This is a genomic window from Melghirimyces thermohalophilus (genome assembly GCF_900102685.1).
Taxonomy (GTDB): domain Bacteria; phylum Bacillota; class Bacilli; order Thermoactinomycetales; family DSM-45169; genus Melghirimyces; species Melghirimyces thermohalophilus.
Genome location: NZ_FMZA01000001.1, coordinates 79,453 through 99,962 on the forward strand (window position 1 = coordinate 79,453; position 20,510 = coordinate 99,962).

At 51.8% G+C, this 20,510-nt stretch carries 24 protein-coding genes; 20 read left to right on the forward strand and 4 right to left on the reverse strand.

Annotated features, from left to right (window positions below):
* Positions 1–59: 59 nt before the first annotated feature.
* Together BLP91_RS00415 and uvsE are read right to left on the reverse strand one after the other, a co-directional pair.
* On the reverse strand, positions 60–1,460 hold the full coding sequence (locus tag BLP91_RS00415) for a NucA/NucB deoxyribonuclease domain-containing protein (RefSeq protein WP_091565341.1): 1,401 nt from the start codon (positions 1,458–1,460) through the stop codon (positions 60–62).
* Between the two features lie 277 nt (positions 1,461–1,737).
* Complete coding sequence (gene uvsE / locus BLP91_RS00420; protein WP_091565344.1) at positions 1,738–2,706, reverse strand: UV DNA damage repair endonuclease UvsE; 969 nt, start codon at positions 2,704–2,706, stop codon at positions 1,738–1,740.
* A 466-nt stretch (positions 2,707–3,172) separates the two neighbouring features.
* On the opposite strand from uvsE, the gene BLP91_RS00425 reads away from it, so the two are divergent.
* The 17 genes from BLP91_RS00425 to BLP91_RS00505 all read left to right on the forward strand — a co-directional run bounded on the left by BLP91_RS00425 (position 3,173) and on the right by BLP91_RS00505 (position 15,161).
* Entirely contained in the window at positions 3,173–4,672 is a 1,500-nt protein-coding gene (locus tag BLP91_RS00425; protein ID WP_091565768.1) for a sugar ABC transporter ATP-binding protein, read from the forward strand.
* Positions 4,669–5,619 carry an ABC transporter permease gene (locus tag BLP91_RS00430; RefSeq protein WP_091565347.1) on the forward strand — a complete coding sequence of 317 codons (951 nt, stop codon included), beginning with the start codon at positions 4,669–4,671 and terminating at the stop codon, positions 5,617–5,619. Before BLP91_RS00425 ends, BLP91_RS00430 begins: the two co-directional genes overlap by 4 nt.
* A gap of 22 nt (positions 5,620–5,641) precedes the next feature.
* On the forward strand, positions 5,642–6,562 hold the full coding sequence (rbsB, locus tag BLP91_RS00435; RefSeq protein ID WP_091565351.1) for a ribose ABC transporter substrate-binding protein RbsB: 921 nt from the start codon (positions 5,642–5,644) through the stop codon (positions 6,560–6,562).
* Between the two features lie 250 nt (positions 6,563–6,812).
* Positions 6,813–7,895 carry a GspE/PulE family protein gene (locus BLP91_RS00445; protein WP_091565357.1) on the forward strand — a complete coding sequence of 361 codons (1,083 nt, stop codon included), beginning with the start codon at positions 6,813–6,815 and terminating at the stop codon, positions 7,893–7,895.
* Positions 7,888–8,931, forward strand: coding sequence for a type II secretion system F family protein (locus BLP91_RS00450; protein WP_091565360.1), 1,044 nt, complete (start codon positions 7,888–7,890; stop codon positions 8,929–8,931). The genes BLP91_RS00445 and BLP91_RS00450 overlap by 8 nt, the downstream gene beginning before the upstream one ends.
* A gap of 16 nt (positions 8,932–8,947) precedes the next feature.
* Positions 8,948–9,289 carry a competence type IV pilus major pilin ComGC gene (locus tag BLP91_RS00455; protein ID WP_176757727.1) on the forward strand — a complete coding sequence of 114 codons (342 nt, stop codon included), beginning with the start codon at positions 8,948–8,950 and terminating at the stop codon, positions 9,287–9,289.
* Positions 9,290–9,323: 34 nt separating this feature from the next.
* Positions 9,324–9,731, forward strand: a complete 408-nt coding sequence (locus BLP91_RS00460) for a GspH/FimT family pseudopilin (RefSeq protein WP_143003424.1) — start codon at positions 9,324–9,326, stop codon at positions 9,729–9,731.
* Positions 9,728–10,093 (forward strand): type II secretion system protein, encoded by a 366-nt coding sequence (locus BLP91_RS00465; protein ID WP_091565369.1) that lies wholly within the window; start codon positions 9,728–9,730, stop codon positions 10,091–10,093. The genes BLP91_RS00460 and BLP91_RS00465 overlap by 4 nt, the downstream gene beginning before the upstream one ends.
* 26 nt (positions 10,094–10,119) lie before the next feature.
* Positions 10,120–10,554: a hypothetical protein gene (locus BLP91_RS00470; RefSeq protein WP_091565372.1), complete on the forward strand. Its 435-nt coding sequence runs from the start codon at positions 10,120–10,122 to the stop codon at positions 10,552–10,554.
* Entirely contained in the window at positions 10,551–10,940 is a 390-nt protein-coding gene (locus BLP91_RS00475; RefSeq protein ID WP_091565375.1) for a pilus assembly PilX N-terminal domain-containing protein, read from the forward strand. The genes BLP91_RS00470 and BLP91_RS00475 overlap by 4 nt, the downstream gene beginning before the upstream one ends.
* Positions 10,941–11,420: 480 nt before the next feature.
* A complete protein-coding gene (locus tag BLP91_RS00480; RefSeq protein WP_091565378.1) occupies positions 11,421–11,948 on the forward strand; it encodes a shikimate kinase in 528 nt (175 codons plus the stop codon).
* Positions 11,949–11,991: 43 nt separating this feature from the next.
* Positions 11,992–12,198 (forward strand): YqzE family protein, encoded by a 207-nt coding sequence (locus BLP91_RS00485; RefSeq protein WP_245661960.1) that lies wholly within the window; start codon positions 11,992–11,994, stop codon positions 12,196–12,198.
* On the forward strand, positions 12,195–12,368 hold the full coding sequence (locus tag BLP91_RS16510) for a hypothetical protein (protein ID WP_176757728.1): 174 nt from the start codon (positions 12,195–12,197) through the stop codon (positions 12,366–12,368). The genes BLP91_RS00485 and BLP91_RS16510 overlap by 4 nt, the downstream gene beginning before the upstream one ends.
* A 13-nt stretch (positions 12,369–12,381) precedes the next feature.
* Entirely contained in the window at positions 12,382–12,633 is a 252-nt protein-coding gene (locus BLP91_RS00490) for a YkuS family protein (RefSeq protein ID WP_091565381.1), read from the forward strand.
* A gap of 131 nt (positions 12,634–12,764) precedes the next feature.
* Positions 12,765–13,862, forward strand: coding sequence for a flavodoxin-dependent (E)-4-hydroxy-3-methylbut-2-enyl-diphosphate synthase (gene ispG, locus BLP91_RS00495; protein WP_091565384.1), 1,098 nt, complete (start codon positions 12,765–12,767; stop codon positions 13,860–13,862).
* Between the two features lie 220 nt (positions 13,863–14,082).
* Positions 14,083–14,301, forward strand: coding sequence for a DUF378 domain-containing protein (locus BLP91_RS00500; protein WP_091565386.1), 219 nt, complete (start codon positions 14,083–14,085; stop codon positions 14,299–14,301).
* A 122-nt stretch (positions 14,302–14,423) separates the two neighbouring features.
* A complete protein-coding gene (locus tag BLP91_RS00505) occupies positions 14,424–15,161 on the forward strand; it encodes a gamma-glutamyl-gamma-aminobutyrate hydrolase family protein (RefSeq protein ID WP_091565389.1) in 738 nt (245 codons plus the stop codon).
* A gap of 18 nt (positions 15,162–15,179) precedes the next feature.
* Here the strand turns inward: BLP91_RS00505 and BLP91_RS00510 are convergent, their stop codons facing one another.
* On the reverse strand, positions 15,180–16,196 hold the full coding sequence (locus tag BLP91_RS00510; protein WP_091565392.1) for a cytochrome d ubiquinol oxidase subunit II: 1,017 nt from the start codon (positions 16,194–16,196) through the stop codon (positions 15,180–15,182).
* A gap of 13 nt (positions 16,197–16,209) precedes the next feature.
* Positions 16,210–17,532, reverse strand: a complete 1,323-nt coding sequence (locus BLP91_RS00515) for a cytochrome ubiquinol oxidase subunit I (protein ID WP_091565394.1) — start codon at positions 17,530–17,532, stop codon at positions 16,210–16,212.
* Between the two features lie 266 nt (positions 17,533–17,798).
* Between BLP91_RS00515 and BLP91_RS00520 the strand changes: the two genes are divergently transcribed.
* The 3 genes from BLP91_RS00520 (at position 17,799) to BLP91_RS00535 (ending at position 20,441) form a co-directional block, all read left to right on the forward strand.
* Complete coding sequence (locus BLP91_RS00520) at positions 17,799–18,029, forward strand: DUF1294 domain-containing protein (protein ID WP_425412154.1); 231 nt, start codon at positions 17,799–17,801, stop codon at positions 18,027–18,029.
* Positions 18,030–18,094: 65 nt separating this feature from the next.
* The gene (locus BLP91_RS00525) at positions 18,095–19,165 is read left to right on the forward strand and encodes a VanW family protein (protein WP_091565399.1); all 1,071 of its coding nucleotides are present in this window, start codon (positions 18,095–18,097) and stop codon (positions 19,163–19,165) included.
* Positions 19,166–19,433: 268 nt separating this feature from the next.
* The gene (locus BLP91_RS00535) at positions 19,434–20,441 is read left to right on the forward strand and encodes a resuscitation-promoting factor (protein ID WP_091565405.1); all 1,008 of its coding nucleotides are present in this window, start codon (positions 19,434–19,436) and stop codon (positions 20,439–20,441) included.
* The last annotated feature ends 69 nt before the right edge of the window (positions 20,442–20,510 follow it).

Consider the following 20,510-nt stretch of genomic DNA (forward strand, 5'->3'; position numbering starts at 1 on the left):
TGGCCTTTTTCACGGGCCACTCTTTTTTATGTTCCTAGGTTGAACGGGTGTTTGTGTATTTATGGAACCACTTTCACATTGAATAGATCCCTTCCCAATATTCGGTCATAGGCATACCAGGCTGCGATCCAGGCTCCGCCTGCTTGGTTGGAATCTTTGCTGATATACCGGACCGAATACTTTCCTACTCCGCCGGTGGAGGCCCCTTGCCAAGTAGACGCGAAGGGAAACTCATCACACTCGCTATTCGCTGGCTTGGGTAACACTCCATCCCTGTGTAACCTCTTGCACGTTCTTTGTGATTTGCCTCGGTTGCGTTTGATGGCTGATTTGTCTCTCAACCGACTGAGCGGAGCTTCATAGGTTCCCCCTGGAATGATCTTGCCAGGACCCGGATAGGGATAAGTCGTCTCCGGACGCTTGAGCGCATCTTCGATGTGCTGTGCTTGCTCTCTCATGACATGGGGAGCGCTTTTGGAAAAGTGAATGACCGGTCGGACGTCGCTGAAGATGCCAGCGTTATAAAATCGTTGATTGGGATGGATCACCATCATGTAATCAGCAGAGTCCCAGCGGACTTTCTGTTTCGGAGAGTCCAGTGTTCGAGTCGGCAAGTTTTGTGGTGGGTTCATCACTTGGTGGGTGTAGAATTCCATATAACCCTTCTGTTCTGGATTGAAGTCACTTTTCGGGGGTGGTGTGGAATACAACGTCTTGCTGCCATAGTTGTTGCTCTTCCATTGAGCAATCGTTCGTTCGATAGGGCCTCCCTTCTCTTTGCAGTCTTCGGGTTGAACCAAGGCCTGGCAATCGATGTCTACCTTTAGCTTGGCGCCATTCAAAAACGGGTGGGTGGTATAGATGTCATCGATGTAGTAGTCAAAGAAGACTTCCCGCTCTTTTTTGTCCTTGTCTTGTGAGTTGGTACCATATCCGATCTCTGTAATCCGGTATTGAATTCCGTACGTAATTGGGATAGGTAATGGGAAGCGATATCTTTGCCAACCGTAGCTAACGATCTTACTCCGGCACCAGGCAAAGTGGTTCTTTATCCATCCTTTGTCCCGATTGCTCTTCGCTTGTCTGATACATTCATCTTTACTGATGTAGTCGTACTCAAACTTTGGTGGGACCCACCGATTGGCGACCTTTACGGGTGGATCTACCTTCACTGCATAGGTCTCTTTTGTTTGGGCATCCTCCTGTTGCAATTTATCCAGTGATTGAAAGGACCGTTTTTCTACTTTGCCTGAAGGTAAGTTTAGATCAGCGGGAGTGGCTCCATTTTCTAACTGCTTCTGCAGCTTAGCGGCTTCCTGTTCATCCCCCGGAAGCATCACAAACCAACCATTTTCTTTCGGTGTAGACTTGGGCTTTGCTTCTAAGGTGGGTGAAATGACAAGCGACAGGGTGATTGCCATCGTCAAGATCACACGGAACCAACGGAATCCCTTTTTCACTTATTTACCCCCATTCCCGTTTTGACACTCTCTATATATAAATACAGCGAGGGGGGAAATATTCCATTAAAATAAAAAGAGAACACCGCTTCCGTGGAATGGGTAGGAGACCAGTGAAACACCCTTGTGGGGACACAACCGCAGATGGGTTCAGTATTTGTCTGGGATATCTTCAAATTGTTCATCAAAGGCATTAGCCTAAGAACTTGATGCTTGTTTTTATGCTGGGACTGACAAAATGCTGGTCTTTTTTGATTTTCGTTTCGATGCCCCCGTATCAGTCTTTTGGAAAAACCTCTACGCTGGCTTGATCCAAGGGTTTGATTCCCGGTTCTGAAGGAATTTCTTCCATTAACTGAAGTAAAGTTGTATCTTTTCCCTTTGCTTCGATCATGACATCCAAGGCATCGCTATGTATGGCTGCCATGCGTAAAAACGGCAGATAATCCTCGCGCCTGACATGTTCGGCATGATGTTTGGGTTTATCTTTGCTATAAGGGCTCGATATGTGTATCTTCGGAGGGAATGTTTCTCCTCTCCATGTTTGGGCGATTTCCGGCCATAGTCTGTCAAGTGACTCTCCGTTGTGATTCATCCGGTGATGATGCAGATCCAACACGCATGGCACGCCGACAGTTTGGGCAATATCGAGGGTTTCACGGGCAGTGAACGTCGTGTCATCATTCTCCAAGCAAATATGGGCTTGAACCTGGGGGTCAAGCTCCTGAAATGTACGGATAAAGCGTTCCGTAGCGGATCCTTTGTCCCCGTAGACCCCACCCACATGGATATTGCATTTATACGCCGGACCCAGTCCCATCGCCTGCAGGATGCGAACATGGCGTACTAAATCTTGGACAGAAGCCCGCCGAACATCAGGGCGCGGTGAATTGAGCACGGTAAAATGTTCTGGATGGAAACCGACACGCAGGTTGTGTTCCCGTACCAGTTGGCCAATTTCCTTTAACTCCGGCACCAATGGCTTTACAAAATCCACTTTTTCAAATGTGGGATGGGAAGCTAGGGGAATCAATCGTGAGGAAAAACGATAAAACTGAATATCATGGGCAATCGCATGGTACAAAATCCGCTTGGTGTTCTTCAGATTTTCCCGTGCCAAGCGCAATACCTTTTTGGCCGCCCACTTGGGACCGATCCTTTTAAGCATTTTTTCAGTCATGGTTTTGGATGGTGACGCATTAGGCACCTGTTTACTCATCGCTACAAATCCAAGGCGTACAATCATCGCAACTTCACCCCATTTAAGGGTGCCCTAAAAAGAGTGTAGTCATGTTCTGCCCTAGGATTCTGATTGAAGTTCAAAAAAGTAAAGCCCTCCATTTGAGGTGTTCTCATCGCGAAGCTCGTCATCATGGACGGTAGGGAGGTTTGAGTTGAGCATCTTTCCCGATTTTTTACCCAATTGACACTTCTCAAGGTACCGATTAATCTGTATGTAATCGGTTACATAAATAGGTTTAAAAGTATGATGATAACGATCCGAGATAATTACGCTCATCTTACTGAATATCATGAACCCGTTTTTCTCGGAACTGGATCGGAGGTAGAAGGTACAGAGGGGGATTGGATCTATACCGTTATTTATCCAACTCCGATCAGCGTGGTGTGAGGGTGAAGCACAATTTGGAGGTTTTCACAGAAATACGTCGATGGAATGATTTTATGGGAAAGAGGATGTCGCGATGATGAGGATGACAGCTCCACTTTTGGAGATGGAAGGGATTCAAAAGGAGTTCGCCGGCGTACGGGTGCTCTCCGATGTGCAGTTTTCGCTCTATCCGGGGGAAGTACACGCGCTCATGGGTGAAAACGGAGCCGGAAAGTCCACCCTGATGAAGATCCTCGGGGGAGTGTACGAAAAGGACGGGGGAACGGTGCGCATCCATGGTAAGGAGCGGGAGATTACCAATCCGCGTCAGGCTGGCTCGTTGGGAATCGCGATGATTCACCAGGAATTGAACCTGATCCCCCATCTCACGGTGATGGAGAACCTGTTCCTCGGACGGGAATCTGTTTTTAGTCGATTCGGGTGGATCCGGTGGGAACGGATGCGGCAGGAGTCACGAAATTGGCTGGAACGGCTGGGAGTGGATATGGATCCCACCCGTAAGGTGAGCGAGTTGTCTGTCGGTCAGCAACAAATGGTGGAGATTGCCCGGGCGCTCTCCCTCGAAGCGAAAATATTGGTACTGGACGAGCCGACAGCGGCTCTGACCAATCGGGAAATCGAATCCCTGTTTGAAGTGATCCGTTCTCTCCGAAAGCAGGGGGTTGGGGTGGTGTACATCTCCCACCGAATGGAGGAGATTTCCGGAATATGTGACCGGATTACGGTCCTTCGGGATGGAGAGTATGTCGGCACCCGGTCGGTGGTGGAGACGGATATGGATGAGTTGGTGCGGATGATGGTGGGTCGAGAAGTTCAAAGCCGCTATCGGCGTCAACCGGTGGCTCCGGGGGAAGAGCGTCTTCGTGTGGAAGGATTGACCCGTCGGGGGGAAGTGGAGGACATTTCCTTCTCGATCCGCGCTGGCGAAATCGTGGGTCTTGCCGGTCTTATGGGAGCGGGGCGTACGGAGACGGCACGGCTGATTTTCGGGGTCTGCCAACCGGATCGTGGGAATGTTTGGGTGAGCGGGGCGAAGGTTGAGATCCGAAGGCCGGAGGATGCCATCCAGCATGGGATTGCTTTTGTCACGGAAAACCGAAAGGATGAAGGCCTGGTGTTGCCCCTTTCCCTAAGGGAAAATCTATCTCTTCCCAATCTCGACTCCCTCTCCTCCAAGGGCATCATCCGTGGCAGGAAAGAAGAGAGTCTGGTCCGGGAGCAAGTAGAGCGCTTACGAGTCAAAAGGAACAGCTTGGAGCAGGAGGTTAAGACGCTTTCTGGAGGGAACCAGCAAAAAGTGGTGATTGGTAAGTGGCTGGCGCTCTCGCCCCAAGTGCTGATTCTGGATGAACCAACTCGGGGAGTGGATATAGGGGCCAAGGAAGAGATTTATCAGCTGATGGACCACCTTGCTCGGGAGGGGATGGCTATTCTCCTCATTTCTTCGGACCTGCCGGAAGTGCTTGGGATGAGCGACCGAGTGTTGGTGATGCATGAAGGTCGACTCAAGGGTGAATTTACGCAAGAAGAGGCAACCCAGGAAAAGGTGATGACGGCTGCTTCGGGAGGCGAAGTGACATGAAGGCTCCATTGAATCCCTCAACTACCCGAGTGGGCCTGGCACAAAAACTGGGTCCACTTCTGGGACTCGGAATGATCGTGATCGTTTTGTCGATGATTAGCCGAGATTTCCTCAGTTTTACCAATATTTTCAATGTTCTGCGGCAGATTTCTATCAACGCTCTCCTGGCTTTCGGTATGACTTTTGTCATCCTGACCGGGGGGATTGATCTCTCTGTCGGGTCTATACTGGCCCTTTCCGGAGCTTTTAGTGCCGGGATGCTGGCCGGGGGCATGGATCCGGTGCTAGCCGTGCTGATCGGGGTCACGGCAGGGACTGTGATGGGGACCGCCAACGGAGTTCTGGTAACCAAAGGCAGAGTGGCACCCTTTATTGCCACGTTGGCTACGATGACGGTTTATCGGGGGCTAACCCTGGTTTACACCGAGGGGCGTCCCATCGCCTTTGATAACGATGTTTTTGCCATGCTGGGGAAAGGTTATTTTCTCGAAATCCCCATTCCGGTTTTCTGGATGCTCGGTACGTTTTTGATCCTATCCTTTGTGTTGAAAAATATGACTTTCGGTCGTCATGTCTATGCCGTCGGAGGAAATGAAGAGGCAGCCATGCTCTCGGGAGTTCGAACGCATCGGGTGAAAATCGGCGTCTATGCCATCAGTGGTTTCTTCTCTTCATTGGCCGGAATCATTCTGACTTCCCGGCTCAGTTCCGCCCAACCAACGGCGGGTACCACCTACGAGCTGGATGCCATCGCTGCGGTGGTCCTCGGGGGAACCAGTCTCGCCGGTGGACGGGGCTGGATCACTGGGACCCTGATCGGGGCGATGATCATCGGCGTGTTGGACAACGGTCTCAATCTGATGAATGTCTCCTCTTTCTACCAACAGGTGGTCAAAGGGGGCGTCATCCTCCTGGCGGTCTTACTGGATCGTTCCCAGAAATCCTGATTATAGTACGAGGGGGATCACAATGAAAAAAATGGGGCTTATGTTGTTGGTGACAACGCTGGTCTTTGGCGTGGTGGTGGGCTGTTCCAGCCAGTCTGCACTGGAACAGGAAGAGAAGAAGCAGGATGACAATATCAAGATCGGACTGTCTGTCTCCACACTGAATAACCCGTTCTTTGTTTCCCTAAAAGAAGGAGCGGAACAAGCGGCCAAGAAAGCCGGAACCGAACTGATCGTAGCCGACGCACAGGACGATAACGCCAAGCAGTTGAACGACGTGGAAGACCAGATTCAGAAAAACGTGGACATTTTATTGATCAACCCCTCTGACAGCAAAGCCATCGCGACGGCAGTGGAATCCGCTAACCAATCCAATATCCCTGTCATCACTGTGGATCGGGAAGCGGAAGGGGGAGAAGTGGTGGCCCACATCGCTTCTGATAACGTGGAAGGTGGGAAAATGGCCGGCGACTTCATCCTCGAACAGGTGAAGGGAAAAGGGAATATCGTCGAGCTGGAAGGAATCCCCGGGACTTCCGCAGCCCGTGACCGGGGGAAAGGATTTCACCAAGCGGTAGACGGCAAGGACGGAGTCGAAGTAGTCGCGTCACAGCCGGCCAACTTCAACCGCGCCAAAGGGTTGACTGTGATGGAGAATATTCTCCAGAGCAAAGACGACATTGAGGCCGTTTTTGCCCATAATGACGAAATGGCTATGGGGGCTGTCCAAGCTATCCGGTCCACCAAGAGGGATATCCTCGTCGTTGGCTTTGACGCCACCGATGATGCCGTGAAAGCCGTTAAAAAAGGGGAAATGGGAGCCACCATCGCCCAAAAGCCCTCCGAAATCGGGAAAACGGCTGTGGAAGTCGCTGTGAAAGTGGCCAAAGGAAAAAAGGTAAAGAAATTCTATCCAGTGGAACTGGAATTGATTACGAAATAAGCACGAAAGTAATGCCCTCAAATGGAGGGCTTTTTTCATGTTATGAGGTCAGCCGGCAGATGGACTTTCGTAGACTGGATCGCAAAAACTACCAGGGGCCATATTGAAGGGGAAAGGTTCGCCGCCATGTTGCGACGAATTATTTTTATAAGGAAAAAGAAGAAAAATTTGCAGGATCAGGAAGGGGTTCGTCGTCATTTGTCGAAATGTGGTATCGAATCATAAATTTTTCCTGTTGGGGTGGTGGTGCATGGATACGGCGAGTTATGTGAATCGGTTGTTAGAGGAGGCCTTGGATACCCGGGCCAGCGATGTGCATCTGGAGCCGAGAGCGGAGGTTTTGCAGATTCGACAGCGGGTGGATGGTTTCTTGGTTCCCGTCGGCTCCGTTTCCAAAGAGGAGATGTATCCATTGATCTCCCGGCTGAAGGTGATGGGGAACCTGGATATCGGGGAAAAACGCCTGCCCCAGGATGGGGCCCTGACAGTGACCCACCGGGGAGAACGGGTGGATGTGCGCGTCTCCAGTATGCCTACGCTGTACGGGGAGAAGCTGGTGTTGCGGTTGTTGCGCAACCGTCCGGAACAGATGTCGCTGGCGGAGTTGGGGATGGAGGAGGAGGAGCAAAAGCGGCTGACGGAGATCATTCGGCGCCCCGGTGGGCTGATCTTAGTCACCGGACCGACGGGGGCGGGAAAGACCACCAGTCTGTACGCCATTTTGCAGGAGTTGAATCGGGAGGAGGTCAATGTAGTCACCTTGGAGGACCCGGTGGAATTCCAGCTGGCCGGGGTGAATCAGATCCAGGTGAACAACAAAGCCGGGTTGACTTTTTCCCGGGGACTTCGCGCCGTTCTGCGCCAAGATCCCAACATCATCATGGTCGGTGAGATCCGGGACGCCGAGACAGCAGATATCGCCATCCGGGCTGCTTTGACCGGTCATCTGGTCTTATCCACCTTGCACACGGTGGATGCCTGCAGCTCCATCACCCGCTTGTTAGATATGGGGATCGAACCTTACCGGATCGCTTCCGCTTTGACGGGGGTAGTCGCCCAGCGGCTGGTTCGACTCATTTGCCAGGGGTGTAAAGGGAAAGGGTGTGACGATTGCCGGCAGATGGGGTTTAAAAATCGGACTGGAGTGTTTGAGATTTTGTCGGTCAAGGAGGATTTCCATCCGCTGATCGTGGATCGCGCTCCTCTGTCTCGACTGCGGCAAAACTTTCGGAAGGCGGGGATGCGTTCCCTCTCCGACGCGATGCTGGAGAAAGTGATGACGGGGGAGACGACCATATCCGAGTACCATCGTGTGGTGGACGTGTATGAGTAAGCGGAAGAACAGATGGAGTGCCGACCGTCTGGCGGGATTTAGCCGACATCTGTCCGGATTGTTGCAGGCCGGATTTCCCCTGGTTCCCAGTCTGCGCCTGTTGTCGGAGCAGGAGGTGATTCGGGGAGAGGAAGCAGGGAGGATTCTCCGGCAGTTGGACGGCGGGATCAGCTTCTCGGAGGCCCTGGCCAAAGAAGGATTGCCGCCGCTGTTCATCTCCCTTCTCCGGGCGGCCGAGGAGTATGGGGATTATGGTCATGGCCTTCAGCAATGTGAGCAGTATTATGCGGAGAAGGGCCGGTTGATACGCGAACTAACCCGGACCTTAACCTATCCCGCGGTGGTTTTGCTGCTGGTGGTGTTGGCTTTTCTATTCCTGATGACGACAGTGGTGCCTCGGTTTTCAGATATGTATGAAACGATGGGTTTGTCGCTGCCTGTGTATACGCAGTTATTTATTTCCTTTCATGAGTCGCTGCGAATCGTCTTTTTGGTTGTGGGGATGGCTTTTCTTCTCGCTGTAGTGGCAATCATGATCATCCGCCGTCTCCCTTCTGACAGGCGAAACCGGTGGACAGCTCCCCTCTATCGTCTTCCGGTGGTGCGCTCCTATTTTGCCCTTCGCTTTACTCACTATTTGGCGATTCAACTCGGTTCTTTGCTCCGAGCGGGCCTCCCTTTGTTAAAAGCGGTGGAAGTGATCAATGAGTTGATCCCCTGGCCACCGTTGAAAACGGGCATGGTGCGAATCCGGGAAAGGTTGTTGGCGGGTGAGCCCCTGCATCGGGCCTTGAAACGGGAAGGCCCCCTCTTTCTTCCCTCCTTGAACCGGATGGTGGCCTTAGGTGAAGAGTCAGGGGAGCTTGATCAGGCGTTGTTGAGCCTGGCCAAGAGCACGGAAATGATGATGAAGGAGCGGTTGGATCGATTCACTCGCAGCCTGGAGCCGATCCTGATCTTTGTGATCGGGTTGATGATGGCGATGACGGTGTTGGCACTGTTTTTGCCGATGCTAAACCTGGTGCGGGCCATTTGAGGAAAGGAGAATGATCATGAACCCAAAGCGCGTTTGGCGGGATGAACGGGGCTTCACTCTGATTGAGATGCTGGTGGTGCTGTTTGTGATCGGTGTGATCATCGCTATCGCTCTTCCCAATCTGAAAGCGGCGGGGGAATCGGCCCAGGAAAAGGCTTGCGACGCTAACCGAAAACTGATCGGATCCCAGGCAGACAACTACTATTTGGATTTGGGAAGTTATCCTGACAATGCTCAACAGATGAAGCGGCGGGGCTATCTAAGGACGGTCCCCACTTGTCCCGCCAAAGGGAATTACCGGATCCAAAAGGATGCACCGGTGGAGAAGCGGGTGACCTGCTCTGTTCATGGGGATTAAACAGTTATGGCGAGGTGATGGAGGTTGGAGCCTGGTGGAGTTGACCATCACTCTCACCCTTGCCGGTCTGATCACGGCATTGGCACTCCCTGCCTTTGTCCAGTGGGGGGATCGGCAGGAGCGGGAAGGGTTTCTAGGACTTCTCGCCGAGGATATACGGCTCGCCCAGCGTAAAGCTCAGATCGGGGAAGTCGATGTCTACCTAAAGGTGAATCGAGAGGGTTCCTCCTATGCTGTTTACCAGGGGAAACAGCGGCTGTCCAGAGGGACAGCGCCAGCCGGAACCCGCCTGACCAGCAACTTTCCTTCGGGTCAACTCGTCTTTCGCCCTTCGGGACAAAGCCGAGGGGGTACTTTTCAACTCATGCAGGGGAAGGAGATCGTCGGACGGGTTGTCGTACAGGTCGCCTCCGGTCGTCCCCGAGTGGAGGTGCAGCCATGATCCGGGATAAACAGGGGTTTACCTTGGTGGAGACGATGACCGCCCTGATGGTGTTCGGTATGTTGCTGTCTGTGGCGTTGCCAGTGCTTAGTGAACTGAAGATGCACCATGAAAGCCACGTTCGGCGGACGCAAGCCTCTCACTTGCTGGAAGCGGAGATGGAGCGGATTCAATCCCCGACGGTCTCCGTTCCTTCCCAGGGGGAGAGGAAAAAAACGATCGAAGGAACGGTGTATAAGCTCCGATGGCGGAAAAAAAGGGTGGAATCGCACTTGACGGGCTCTTATGTGGAAGTTTTATGGGTGGACGCGGTAGAAAAAGAGCGAAAACAAAGCCTCAAAAGCTTGACTTACACGCCTTGATGCGAGGGGAGGGCGGATTCACCTATGTGGAACTGGCGGTGGTGATGTCTTTGTTGGTGCTGCTGATCCCGATTGTTCTCGCTGTCAGCCTGGAATTGGAAAAGGGGATGAAGACCATCCTGGCGGAACAGGCGTTGCGCTCGGGAGCGGGGGCTTTTGCCGCTGATGTCCGGGAGGATCTGCGCCAGGGGAAGAATTTTCGTTTGACATCGGAGGGGTGGCTGCTGTTTGAGCAACCGGAGGAAGGCACCATCCGTTATAAACTGGATAAGCGGCGGATCATTCGCAGTGTGAGCCAGTCCGGTCAATCCAACTTTCGCGGAACTACTGTCCTGATCCACGATGTCTATATGGTTCACTTTACCCCTGAAGCAGGCGGGGTTCGGATTGAGCTCGGGATGCAGAATTGGCACGGGGATTACGAGACGGAATTCTTCTTCCGGGGGAGGGTGGACCCGTGAAGGACTGCACATGGCTGAAGGATGAACGGGGAATGGCTCTTCCCTTTGCCCTGGCTGTAACGGTGTTGGCTTTTCTTTTGACATCGACGGCACTCTCCAGCTATTCCCGTTCCCTGCAGGCTGCGAATACGGACTGGGCTCGAATCCAGGCCCAATACGCCGCCGAAAGCGGACTCGCAAGGATGAGGCAGAGGGTATGTGCTGACCCTAACGGGGATCGCCCCCTGTCGACTCCTCTGAATGGATTCCACACCCGCAGCACGGTAGAGAAGACAGAGGATGGAATCTTCCGCATTCGCTCCGTGGCCCAGAAGGAGAACGTGAAACAATCGATAGCGGCAGAACTCGACCCCCGCACCTGCACCATTCGTCGCTGGGAACCATAACGTTCCAAAACGATGGGATCGGATATGTCCGCTTGGAGAGATGTACGATAAAGTATGGTTTCAATTTGAAAACGGAGTGGCTAAAAGTTCGCTCCGTTTTTTAGTGTAGTCAGGAATGACAGGGTGAGAACATGTTTACCTGTTGCGGATATTTTCCGTTTCGGTGGTTGAAAGCGGTGGGGCTGATGGATCCCTTCCTAGCACAAAGAGCAGTATTCTTCGTATGTGTGGGTTCGGACATTTTTTTTACGTATTTGCAAAAGGGAGCAAAAATGGATCAAAGATAACCGGGATCAGCAACTGATCGGTTGTTCAGCGTGAATCAGACGGATGTCCGACGGTTATCGATAGATACATTGTACCCTTCCACTGCCAGTGAAAGATCCTCCGATTTAACCCCACTTCATTAATGGTAAACAAATGATGCGGTTGCTCCGTGTTATAATGAGCGAAACTTGTACATACGGGAGCGATGGTGGTTTGGAAAAGCATCACCTGATTTTGATCGGTTTTATGGGTACAGGAAAAAGCACCGTGGGCCGGATGCTGGCGGAAAGGTTGGGCTGGCCCTGGGTGGATACCGATACGGAAGTGGAGCGGCAAGCAGGAAGAAGTATCCCGGAACTGTTTGCGGAAGGCGGAGAGGTCCGGTTTCGGGAATGGGAAAAACGGATCTTATGGAAAGTGACTGAGGGAGAAACGAAAGTGATCACCACTGGTGGAGGAATTGTGCTGGATCCAGCCAATACCAACCGCATTGCGACCAGCGGCTGGACCGTCGCTTTGGATGCGACGGAGGAGGAGTTGATCCGGCGTCTGGTGTCGGATCAGTCCCGCCCGCTTCTCGAAGGCAACGCCCGACGGCGGGTGCGGGAACTGAAGCGGGAAAGGCAAGGGGTTTACGATTTTGCTGATTTTTATCTCGATACCACCGGGCTGACCCCGGCAGCATCGGTGGAACGGATTATCAAGAGTTGGAAAGGGTGTTCCGACGGCGGCGGGGTTTAAAGCGTTGTCCCCTGGATACACTGAAGAACAGGGGGTGGAGTCCATGTCGACTCAGGACTTTCTCAAGTACCTGGTTCAGGAAATGGTGAAATATATGGACACGCCCAGGGATCGACGCAGGGAAGAGCGGATCAGCCGCAAACAGCAGCGTCCTTCCTGGGGAGTTCGCTGGTTTGGCATGGTCCCCTTCGGGATGAAGATGTTTACGCATAAACAAAGGTCCCGTTTGAGAGGGGGCAATACCCGGTGAGACAAGACAATCCTTCCTACCGACTGGTCAACCTGAAAGACCGGAATGATGTCCTCGATCGGATCACCCGGGCCGAGCAGGAGCTAAACCAATTGATGGACGGTCAGGTGGCATTGATCGCCTATGTAAAAGATGAAGAAAAATCAACTGGTGCCAACAATAACGGATAAAGAAGGTGAACTGATGAACAACTATCGCGTCGCGGTGGAAGAAGGCTTAAACCATGTCAGCCAATATCTGCAAAGCCAAGGATGTCAGGTGGAACCCTTGAATGCTGATCAATTGCAAAACTGCGATTGCTGCGTCATCTCCGGTGAAGACAAAGATATGATGGGAATGCAGGACGCCATGGGTCAAATGCAGGTGATCAACGCCGAGGGACTGACTCCCGAGGAAGTGTACCAATCCGTGCAACGGGGGATGAACCAGCAGTAAGGACAGGCAAGGAGAATATAAAATTTTGATTAAGCCGGAGCCAACTTAGGGTATGGCTCCTTTTTTCCGTTTGCGAAATGATATATAATGTACGGAGTGTGAGTTTCTATGGACTAAAGGGGCGATACCGAATGTATCATCGCACTCAAACAAGACCCGTAAAAGTGGGTAACATTCAGATCGGCGGAAATGATCAGGTTGTTATTCAAAGCATGACTACGACGAAAACCCATGACATAAAAGCCACAGTGGATGAAATCAACCGGCTTGAAGAGGCCGGCTGTCAGATTGTCCGGGTGGCTTGCCCCGATATGCGGGCTGCTGAAGCGATCCCGGAGATTAAGAAGCAGACCAATGTCCCGCTGGTAGCGGATATCCATTTTGACCACCGCTTGGCGCTAAAAGCGATCGAAGGCGGTATTGACAAAATCCGCATCAACCCGGGAAACATCGGGAAACGGGAAAAGGTGGAGGAAGTCGTAAAAGCAGCGAAGGAACGCGGCATCCCGATGCGGATCGGGGTAAACGCTGGCTCCCTTGAAAAACGGATCCTGGAGAAATACGGGTATCCGACAGCGGACGGCATGGTGGAAAGTGCCTTGTACCACATCGGAATCCTGGAGGATTTGGATTTCCACGATATTGTTGTCTCTCTGAAGGCTTCGGACGTGAGGCTGGCTATTGAAGCCTATACCAAGGCGGCGGAGCAAATCCCCTATCCGCTTCATCTGGGGATCACCGAGTCCGGCACACTCTTTTCGGGAACGGTCAAAAGCTCGGCGGGGATGGGTGCCGTCCTGTCCAGAGGGATTGGCTCTACCATGCGGATCAGTCTGAGTGCCGATCCGGTGGAAGAGGTAAAAGTGGGCCGGGAACTGTTGAAGAGTTTCGGTCTCGCGGCTAACGCCGCCACTCTGGTATCTTGCCCCACCTGCGGCCGGATCGAAATCGATTTGATCAGTATCGCCAATGAGGTGGAAGAGTACATCTCCAAAATTAAAGCACCGATTAAGGTGTCCGTATTGGGTTGTGCCGTCAATGGCCCCGGGGAGGCGAAGGAAGCCGATATTGGAATCGCCGGCGGCCGGGGTGAAGGTCTCTTGTTCCGACATGGAAAAACGATCCGCAAAGTCCCTGAGGATCAGATGGTGGAGGAACTGAAAAAGGAGATCGACAAAATCGCTGAGGAGTATCGTCAAAAAGAGGAACAGGAAAAACAAAAAGCGTGACCTATGGATTTGAACAGCCGACGTCCCACGTCGGTTGTTTTTTTATGTATGCCCGACATGTACGTTTTCCGGGATGAGAGTCTAAAACCCGTTTTTAAGGCGGAAGTGTCCCGCGGTGAGGTGGAGTGTGAAGGAGGCCGGTGACTTCCCTCTTGGTGATCATAAAATGAATGGATTCGTGGCAACCTGAGAACAAAGTATAGATAAGGAGGCTTTTTCGATGAGTACCTTTTCGCGTCTGGCCTTGATTTTGACGATTGTCGGAGCGATCAACTGGTTGTTGGTCGGCTTATTTCAATGGGATTTGGTGTCTGCTCTTTTTGGAGGGGATTCTATTCGGGAATCCTCCGGTTTCAGCCGGATCATCTACGCGCTGGTCGGTCTCGCTGGGATCTATGCCATTCGTTTCCTGATGAATAATCGAGTGCCTGCGAAGTAAATGACGATCCCTTCTCTTAATCTGCTATGGCAGGTGTTTTTTGGTACCTTCCCCCCGATGAACATGATAAGATAAGATCAGACAGAAGAATAAAAAGACAAAAAGGGAACGGGGGAGAGGGAATGGCACCCGTAAAACCGGTGATTGGTATTACGCTCACCTATAGCGAGAGGGAAAAGCAGTTGACGTTGAAAAAGGACAACAGCGATGCCCTTCTGGATGTGGGAGGAATCCCCTTCCTGCTTCCTCTTACAAATGATCCGGATTCTCTCCGGGGGATGGTGGAAAGCATCGATGGGCTGATGTTGACTGGAGGGGATGATATTGATCCTTCGCTGTTCGGTGAGGAACCCCAGCCCGGTTTGGGGAGGGTGGAGCCGGAGCGGGACCGAATGGAAATTGCTTTGTCCCAAGCGATGGTAAGGGCGGGAAAACCGGTTCTTGCTCTCTGCAGAGGCTGTCAGGTCCTGAATATTGCTCTGGGCGGGGATATGTATCAGGATCTCGACAGTCAACGGGAGGATCTGATCCAACACGCCCAGCGCGGGCCTCGAGATTATCTTTCCCACAGCATCGAAATCCGTCGTGGTACCTTGCTGGAGCAGATCGCCGGCACTGATCGGGCGCGGGTCAACAGTTTCCATCACCAGGCCCTTCGTCACATCCCGGAAGGTTACACCGTATCAGCCACGGCTCCCGATGGGGTGGTGGAAGCCTTTGAAAGGGTAGAAGAGCCCTTTATACTGGGCGTGCAGTGGCACCCGGAGAATCTGTATCGCCGGGATCCCTTTGCTCGTCGGATCTTTCGCAGTTTCGTGGACGCCTGCCGTGAATCAAAAACGACAAGAGCCGCACGATGATCCCGTGCGGCTCTTTTTTTATTTTTTCCCCTGGACGTAGTTGGCATTGAACAGAAAGAGTCGCAGCAAGAGGAGGAGGGAAGGAATCAGCAGAAACAAGCCCGCGACAAAGGAAATGACCAGGGCCCAGCCCATGTTGGAGTGGGTGAGTCCGGAGTGAATGGTGATATAGGGATACAGAAGGTAGGGTAAGTGGGAGAACCCGTAACCAAAAAAGGCGAATCCAAACTGGAGCATCACCAATATAAAGGCCCACCCCAGGCGTTTTCCCCGCCCGATCAGATAGACTGCTCCGAGAAAGCAAGCGAGGGAAAGCAGGAATACCCATGCGATCTCCCACATGTTTTGAAAATGTTCCTCATTGTGACGAGATAAAGCCATAAATACCCACATACTGGCTACCATCGTCGGACTGCTCCAGAAGAGAGCATATTGGCGCAGGGTTTCAAAAGCGGGACCATCCTTGGCTTTATCCGCGTAGTAGGTTAAAAAGGAGGCGCTGATAAACAGGACGCTGACTACTGCGAGAAAAACCACAGACCAGGAGTAGGGACTGGTCAAGAGCTCCCAGGGAAGGAATCGGACCTTTCCTGCTGCCTCTTCCCGGATAAACCCCCCCTCGGAAATGGTTAAGACCGTCGATAGAGAAGCCGGGATCAACAGGCCTGTGATCCCGTATAAAAACAGAAAGCTGCTGTTCTGTCGCGCCCCGTAATTGGCAAAGGCGTAAAAGGAGCCCCGGATCGACAGCAGCAATAGCGCTATGCCTCCGGGAAGCAGCAGGGAAGTTCCGTAGTAATAGGCGGTATCCGGGAAAAATCCCACGATCCCCACAAAAAAGAAGACAAGAAACACGTTGGTCACTTCCCAGACCGGGGAGAGATACCGGTTGATCACTTGAGTGATACGATGTTCCTTTTTCGTCAGCACGCTGTAATAGGAAAAGAAACCGGCACCGAAGTCGATGGAGGCGACGATTAGATAACCGTACAAAAACGTCCATAGGACGGTGATACCGATCAGCTCCAGCGGCAATATGATCCCCCCGTTAAAGGATAATCCTGCGTTCTTCCAACTCTTTTTCGGGACTGTGGTGATGGAACAGCCTCCGCAGAACAGAGACAGCGATGACGGCCAAAGTGATATAGAGAAGGGTGAAGACCACTAATAACACCCCGACATGATCGGCGGTGGTGGAGGCGGCATCTACCCGCATCACCCCCCGAATGATCCAGGGCTGACGGCCCACCTCTGCATAGATCCACCCCAGTTCGATCGCCAAAAATGACATCGGGGCGCCAAGCACAATCCCCCGCAGCAGCCAAGGGTGCCAGAGGTTTCTTCGTCGCCACCAAGCGTAAAGAAACAGGGCGGATATCAAAATCAGGAAGGCTCCGATGAGAACCATTCCGTCAAACAGATAGTGCAGGTATAAAGGTGGGCGTTCATCGACAGGGAAATCATTTAACCCGATGATTTCCCCATCTGGCTTCCCTTTGCCGAGGATACTCAAGGCCCAAGGGATTTGGATCGCTCCTTGCACTTCTTGGTTTTCGTCAAGATACCCCCCGATAATCAGCGGCGCTTCTTGTTGGGTTTCAAAATGCCATTCCGCCGCTGCCAACTTTTCCGGAACGTTCTTGGCCAAAAACTTTCCGGACATGTCGCCGGCCACTGCGGTGGCCACAGACAAAATCAGACCGGCGATCATGGTCATTTTTAGCCCTTTTTGGTGGTAGGTAGAATGACGCCCTTTGAGAAGGGCATGGGCGGCAATTCCTCCGAGGAGGAAGGCGCAAGCGACATATGAGGAAGAGAGGACATGAGCTGTTTTGCTGGGGGTTGCCGGGTTGAACATGGCCGCCAGGGGATAAATGTCGGTCACTTCTCCGTTCTCGATTTGAACCCCGGCTGGTGTATTCATAAAAGCGTTGACGGTGGTGATAAATACTGCGGACAGGGCGGAGCCGATGATGATAGGGATCGATGTGAGCCAATGGTAAATCGGTTTTCTAAACCGATCCCAGGTGTAGAGGTAAATCCCTAAAAATATCGCTTCAAAGAAAAAAGCAAAGGTTTCCAGAAACAGGGGTAGGCTGATGACGTTTCCGGCCAGTTGCATAAATCGCGGCCACAAGAGATTGAGCATCAGCCCGATGGAGGTGCCTGTGACGACGCCGACAGCGACGGTGATTACAAACCCACGGGTCCAGCGTCGTGCCATCAGGATGTAGTGATCATCTTTTTTATATATTCCCCAAGCTTCCGCCAGGGAAATAAATATAGGAACGCCGACGCCGATCGTGGCCCAAATGATATGGAAGGCCAATGTCTCCGCTGTTAAAATCCGGCTGAGAAGGGTGGGATCCATCGTGGTTTCACACTCCCCATTCGCGTGATGAGTCATTTTTCATCCCAATGACCCGGGAACATGTTGTGAGACACAAAGGGTTGATTCACGAAATAAATAATATCTATTCAAACCTTAAGTATAGAAAGACCATTCCCTGGGTCTATCTGTAAAACAAACAGGGGTGAAGATAAAAATCCGACAGATGGCGTATAGTTTCTTTGTTATGATTGGCATAATCTTTAATTATGGATATCCTTCTTATTTATTTCGTCGCTGTCAATGGGATGGCCTTTTGTCTGATGGGAGTGGATAAAGCCCGAGCCAAAAAAGGAGCATGGCGAATTCCAGAGCGGAACCTGATCTTATCCGCTCTGTTTGGGGGCGCTCCTGGCTTGTATTTAGGTATGTACTTATTTCGCCATAAAACGATGCATCCTCTTTTTCGCATCGGCATCCCGGTGCTGATCCTGCTGTATGTTTTGGCGGGCGGGGGATGGATGCTTGACATCTTTTAATCCCCCTGATCTTCCCAGTGTGTATCCTGCCTTCCTTGACAAACTAAAGGGGAGGAGGTGAGTGGGTGCAATTTCTGGTTATGTTACTGTCTGTGCTGCTGTTAACTTCCGGCTGCGCTTCATCCTCTGGCCCTGTCGGCGGCGGCACTGCAGAGCCCTTGGCAGATCCCCAAGCGACTCACTCCATCAAACGGGAAACCTCTTCCCCTTTGATCCTTCAGTACGGAGAAAAAGAGTGGCGCCTCGATCTTTCCCGGGTCGGCTATGATGGGATAGATCCCACAACATTGGATCGGGATGCTTTTTATCGTTGGTTTGCCCGCGTAGAAAGAGCGATCAATCGTCCGCCTCAATCGGCACATTTTCGCGATCGAAAGCTGATTCCGCAAAAGGACGGGCTCAGGGTGGAGCGCGGGATGGTGGACAGATGGTTGGATCAACCCCATGCCTATCTCGAGCGTCCCCAAGAGGTTCCAGTACAAACCTGGAGGCCGCAGGTGACCACGGCGATGTTGAAGCGGATCAAGCAGAAACAGCTCGCTTCCTACACGACGGTGTACGACCCCAGCCACAGAAATCGTTCCCATAACATCGACCTGTCAGTCAAGGCGATCGATCATCAAGTGGTTCCTGTCGGAGAGGTTTTTTCCTTTAACCGATCGGTGGGTGTACGTTCTAAGGCCCGCGGTTATCGTCCCGCCAAGGTGATCGTGCGCGGTGAATATACAGAAGGGGTGGGAGGGGGCATCTGTCAAACCTCTTCAACCTTATATAACAGTGTGGAACGTGCTGGACTACGGATCTTGCAGCGAGTGAGTCACAGTAAACATGTAACGTATGTTCCCAAGGGGAAGGATGCCACGGTCTCCTGGGGTGGACCCGATTTTGTTTTTCAAAACCAATTGAATCAACCGATTCTGGTTTCTGCTACCGCCAAAAACGGGGTTTTAACGGTGAAGATCTTCGGGCCCTCCAATACCATCCACCAGTCGAAAAAGACAAAGGACGCACCGAAAACGAAACCCGATATGGAGGAGGTACCGGCTCCGGAGAAGAAACAGTCGATTCGTGAGGATGCGAAAAAGCATCGTCAGGAACCGTTGCCGCTTGATCGTTTATCCGGGACCAAGGAGTAGTGGGATCACCGGAGAGCGGAGTACGATCAACCGCTCTCCTCTTTTCGTTCCACAGGGATCTCGGAGAGAGAAGGGTGCTGGACGTCAGGATCCGGGATTAAAAGGAAAATTGCGTATATCGGTGGTTGGAAAAAACGCTGGTTCCGCCAACTGACGGGCTGCATCGAACTGGAGGTCTTTCCTGTAATGTAATTTTTTCATAGACATTTTCTTGAACTCTGCTATAATAAAACCGTCTTTTGACCAGTGGGAAAAAGGGAGGTTTAGCATGAAAAAAACCCTGATCATCGTACTAGGGGTTGCCGCCGTCCTACTGTTATCCGGAGCCTACGTCAGTTATGCCATGATGAACAAAGAAGTGAACATCACCTTCAGTGATCGAGAGAAAACCGTTCAGACAGCGGTCTTCAACGGGACACTGTCGGATGCATTGAAAGAAGAAGGAATGAAACCCGCCAAGCTGAAAGAAAAGTATAAACCGAGTATCCCGTGGGATCAAAAGATCCAGGAGGATACGGATATCCAGCTTACCTGTAAGTGTTCGGTAACCTTAAAAGTGGGAAATAAGGACCCCGAGGAACATACCACACTCCAGCCGACGGTGGGAAAATTCCTGAAAGAGCAGAAGGTGGATGTAAATAAGAACGACCAGATGAATGCTACATTGGATCAAAAGATTACAAATGGTATGACCATTGTGATCGATAAAATTGAGAAAAAGGTTCAAAAGAAAGTGGAAGAGACGGATTACTCCGTTAAAAAGAAAGAAGACCCGGATATTCCAAAAGGGGAAAAAGAAGTGGTCCGGGAAGGGAAAAAGGGAAAAGTCATTTATCAAGTGACAGCATTATTTAAAAATGGCAAGGCGATGGTGACCGACCAGAAAAAGATCGACGAGATCAAACCGACGGCACAAATCGTCAAAGTAGGTTCCGGTGAAGCGGAGGAAGCCTCGGCTAAAGGGGATACTGAACTGTCTTCCGGATCGCGGATCGCCGGTCTGAAGTACAAAAAAACCATGGAAGCGGAGACGACCGGATATACCGCTACCGGAAACAAAACAGCAACCGGAACGACCCCCCGCCGGGGTACGGTGGCTGTCGATCCTGCAGTGATCCCACTGGGGACTGAGTTGTACATTCCTGGATACGGCCGCGCTGTGGCGGAAGATACAGGCGGTGCCGTCAACGGCAACGTGATCGACCTTTACTTTGAAAGTGAATCAGAGGCGATCCAGTGGGGACGTCGCAACGTGACGGTTTATATTCTCGAATGATCAGGTTCAAATCCCGCGAATTTTACGCGGGATTTTTTTTGTCTGAAATCCTTGAAGAAGCAGGGGTTA

Excerpts from the sequence above, each read along its gene's own strand:
- uvsE (WP_091565344.1), bottom strand. The coding sequence starts at position 2,706 with ATGATTGTACGCCTTGGATTTGTAGCGATGAGTAAACAGGTGCCTAAT.
- BLP91_RS00425 (WP_091565768.1), top strand. The coding sequence starts at position 3,173 with ATGACAGCTCCACTTTTGGAGATGGAAGGGATTCAAAAGGAGTTCGCC.
- BLP91_RS00430 (WP_091565347.1), top strand. The coding sequence starts at position 4,669 with ATGAAGGCTCCATTGAATCCCTCAACTACCCGAGTGGGCCTGGCACAA.
- rbsB (WP_091565351.1), top strand. The coding sequence starts at position 5,642 with ATGAAAAAAATGGGGCTTATGTTGTTGGTGACAACGCTGGTCTTTGGC.
- BLP91_RS00445 (WP_091565357.1), top strand. The coding sequence starts at position 6,813 with ATGGATACGGCGAGTTATGTGAATCGGTTGTTAGAGGAGGCCTTGGAT.
- BLP91_RS00450 (WP_091565360.1), top strand. The coding sequence starts at position 7,888 with ATGAGTAAGCGGAAGAACAGATGGAGTGCCGACCGTCTGGCGGGATTT.
- BLP91_RS00455 (WP_176757727.1), top strand. The coding sequence starts at position 8,948 with ATGAACCCAAAGCGCGTTTGGCGGGATGAACGGGGCTTCACTCTGATT.
- BLP91_RS00465 (WP_091565369.1), top strand. The coding sequence starts at position 9,728 with ATGATCCGGGATAAACAGGGGTTTACCTTGGTGGAGACGATGACCGCC.
- BLP91_RS00485 (WP_245661960.1), top strand. The coding sequence starts at position 11,992 with ATGTCGACTCAGGACTTTCTCAAGTACCTGGTTCAGGAAATGGTGAAA.
- BLP91_RS00490 (WP_091565381.1), top strand. The coding sequence starts at position 12,382 with ATGAACAACTATCGCGTCGCGGTGGAAGAAGGCTTAAACCATGTCAGC.
- ispG (WP_091565384.1), top strand. The coding sequence starts at position 12,765 with ATGTATCATCGCACTCAAACAAGACCCGTAAAAGTGGGTAACATTCAG.
- BLP91_RS00500 (WP_091565386.1), top strand. The coding sequence starts at position 14,083 with ATGAGTACCTTTTCGCGTCTGGCCTTGATTTTGACGATTGTCGGAGCG.
- BLP91_RS00505 (WP_091565389.1), top strand. The coding sequence starts at position 14,424 with ATGGCACCCGTAAAACCGGTGATTGGTATTACGCTCACCTATAGCGAG.
- BLP91_RS00515 (WP_091565394.1), bottom strand. The coding sequence starts at position 17,532 with ATGGATCCCACCCTTCTCAGCCGGATTTTAACAGCGGAGACATTGGCC.
- BLP91_RS00520 (WP_425412154.1), top strand. The coding sequence starts at position 17,799 with ATGGCCTTTTGTCTGATGGGAGTGGATAAAGCCCGAGCCAAAAAAGGA.
- BLP91_RS00535 (WP_091565405.1), top strand. The coding sequence starts at position 19,434 with ATGAAAAAAACCCTGATCATCGTACTAGGGGTTGCCGCCGTCCTACTG.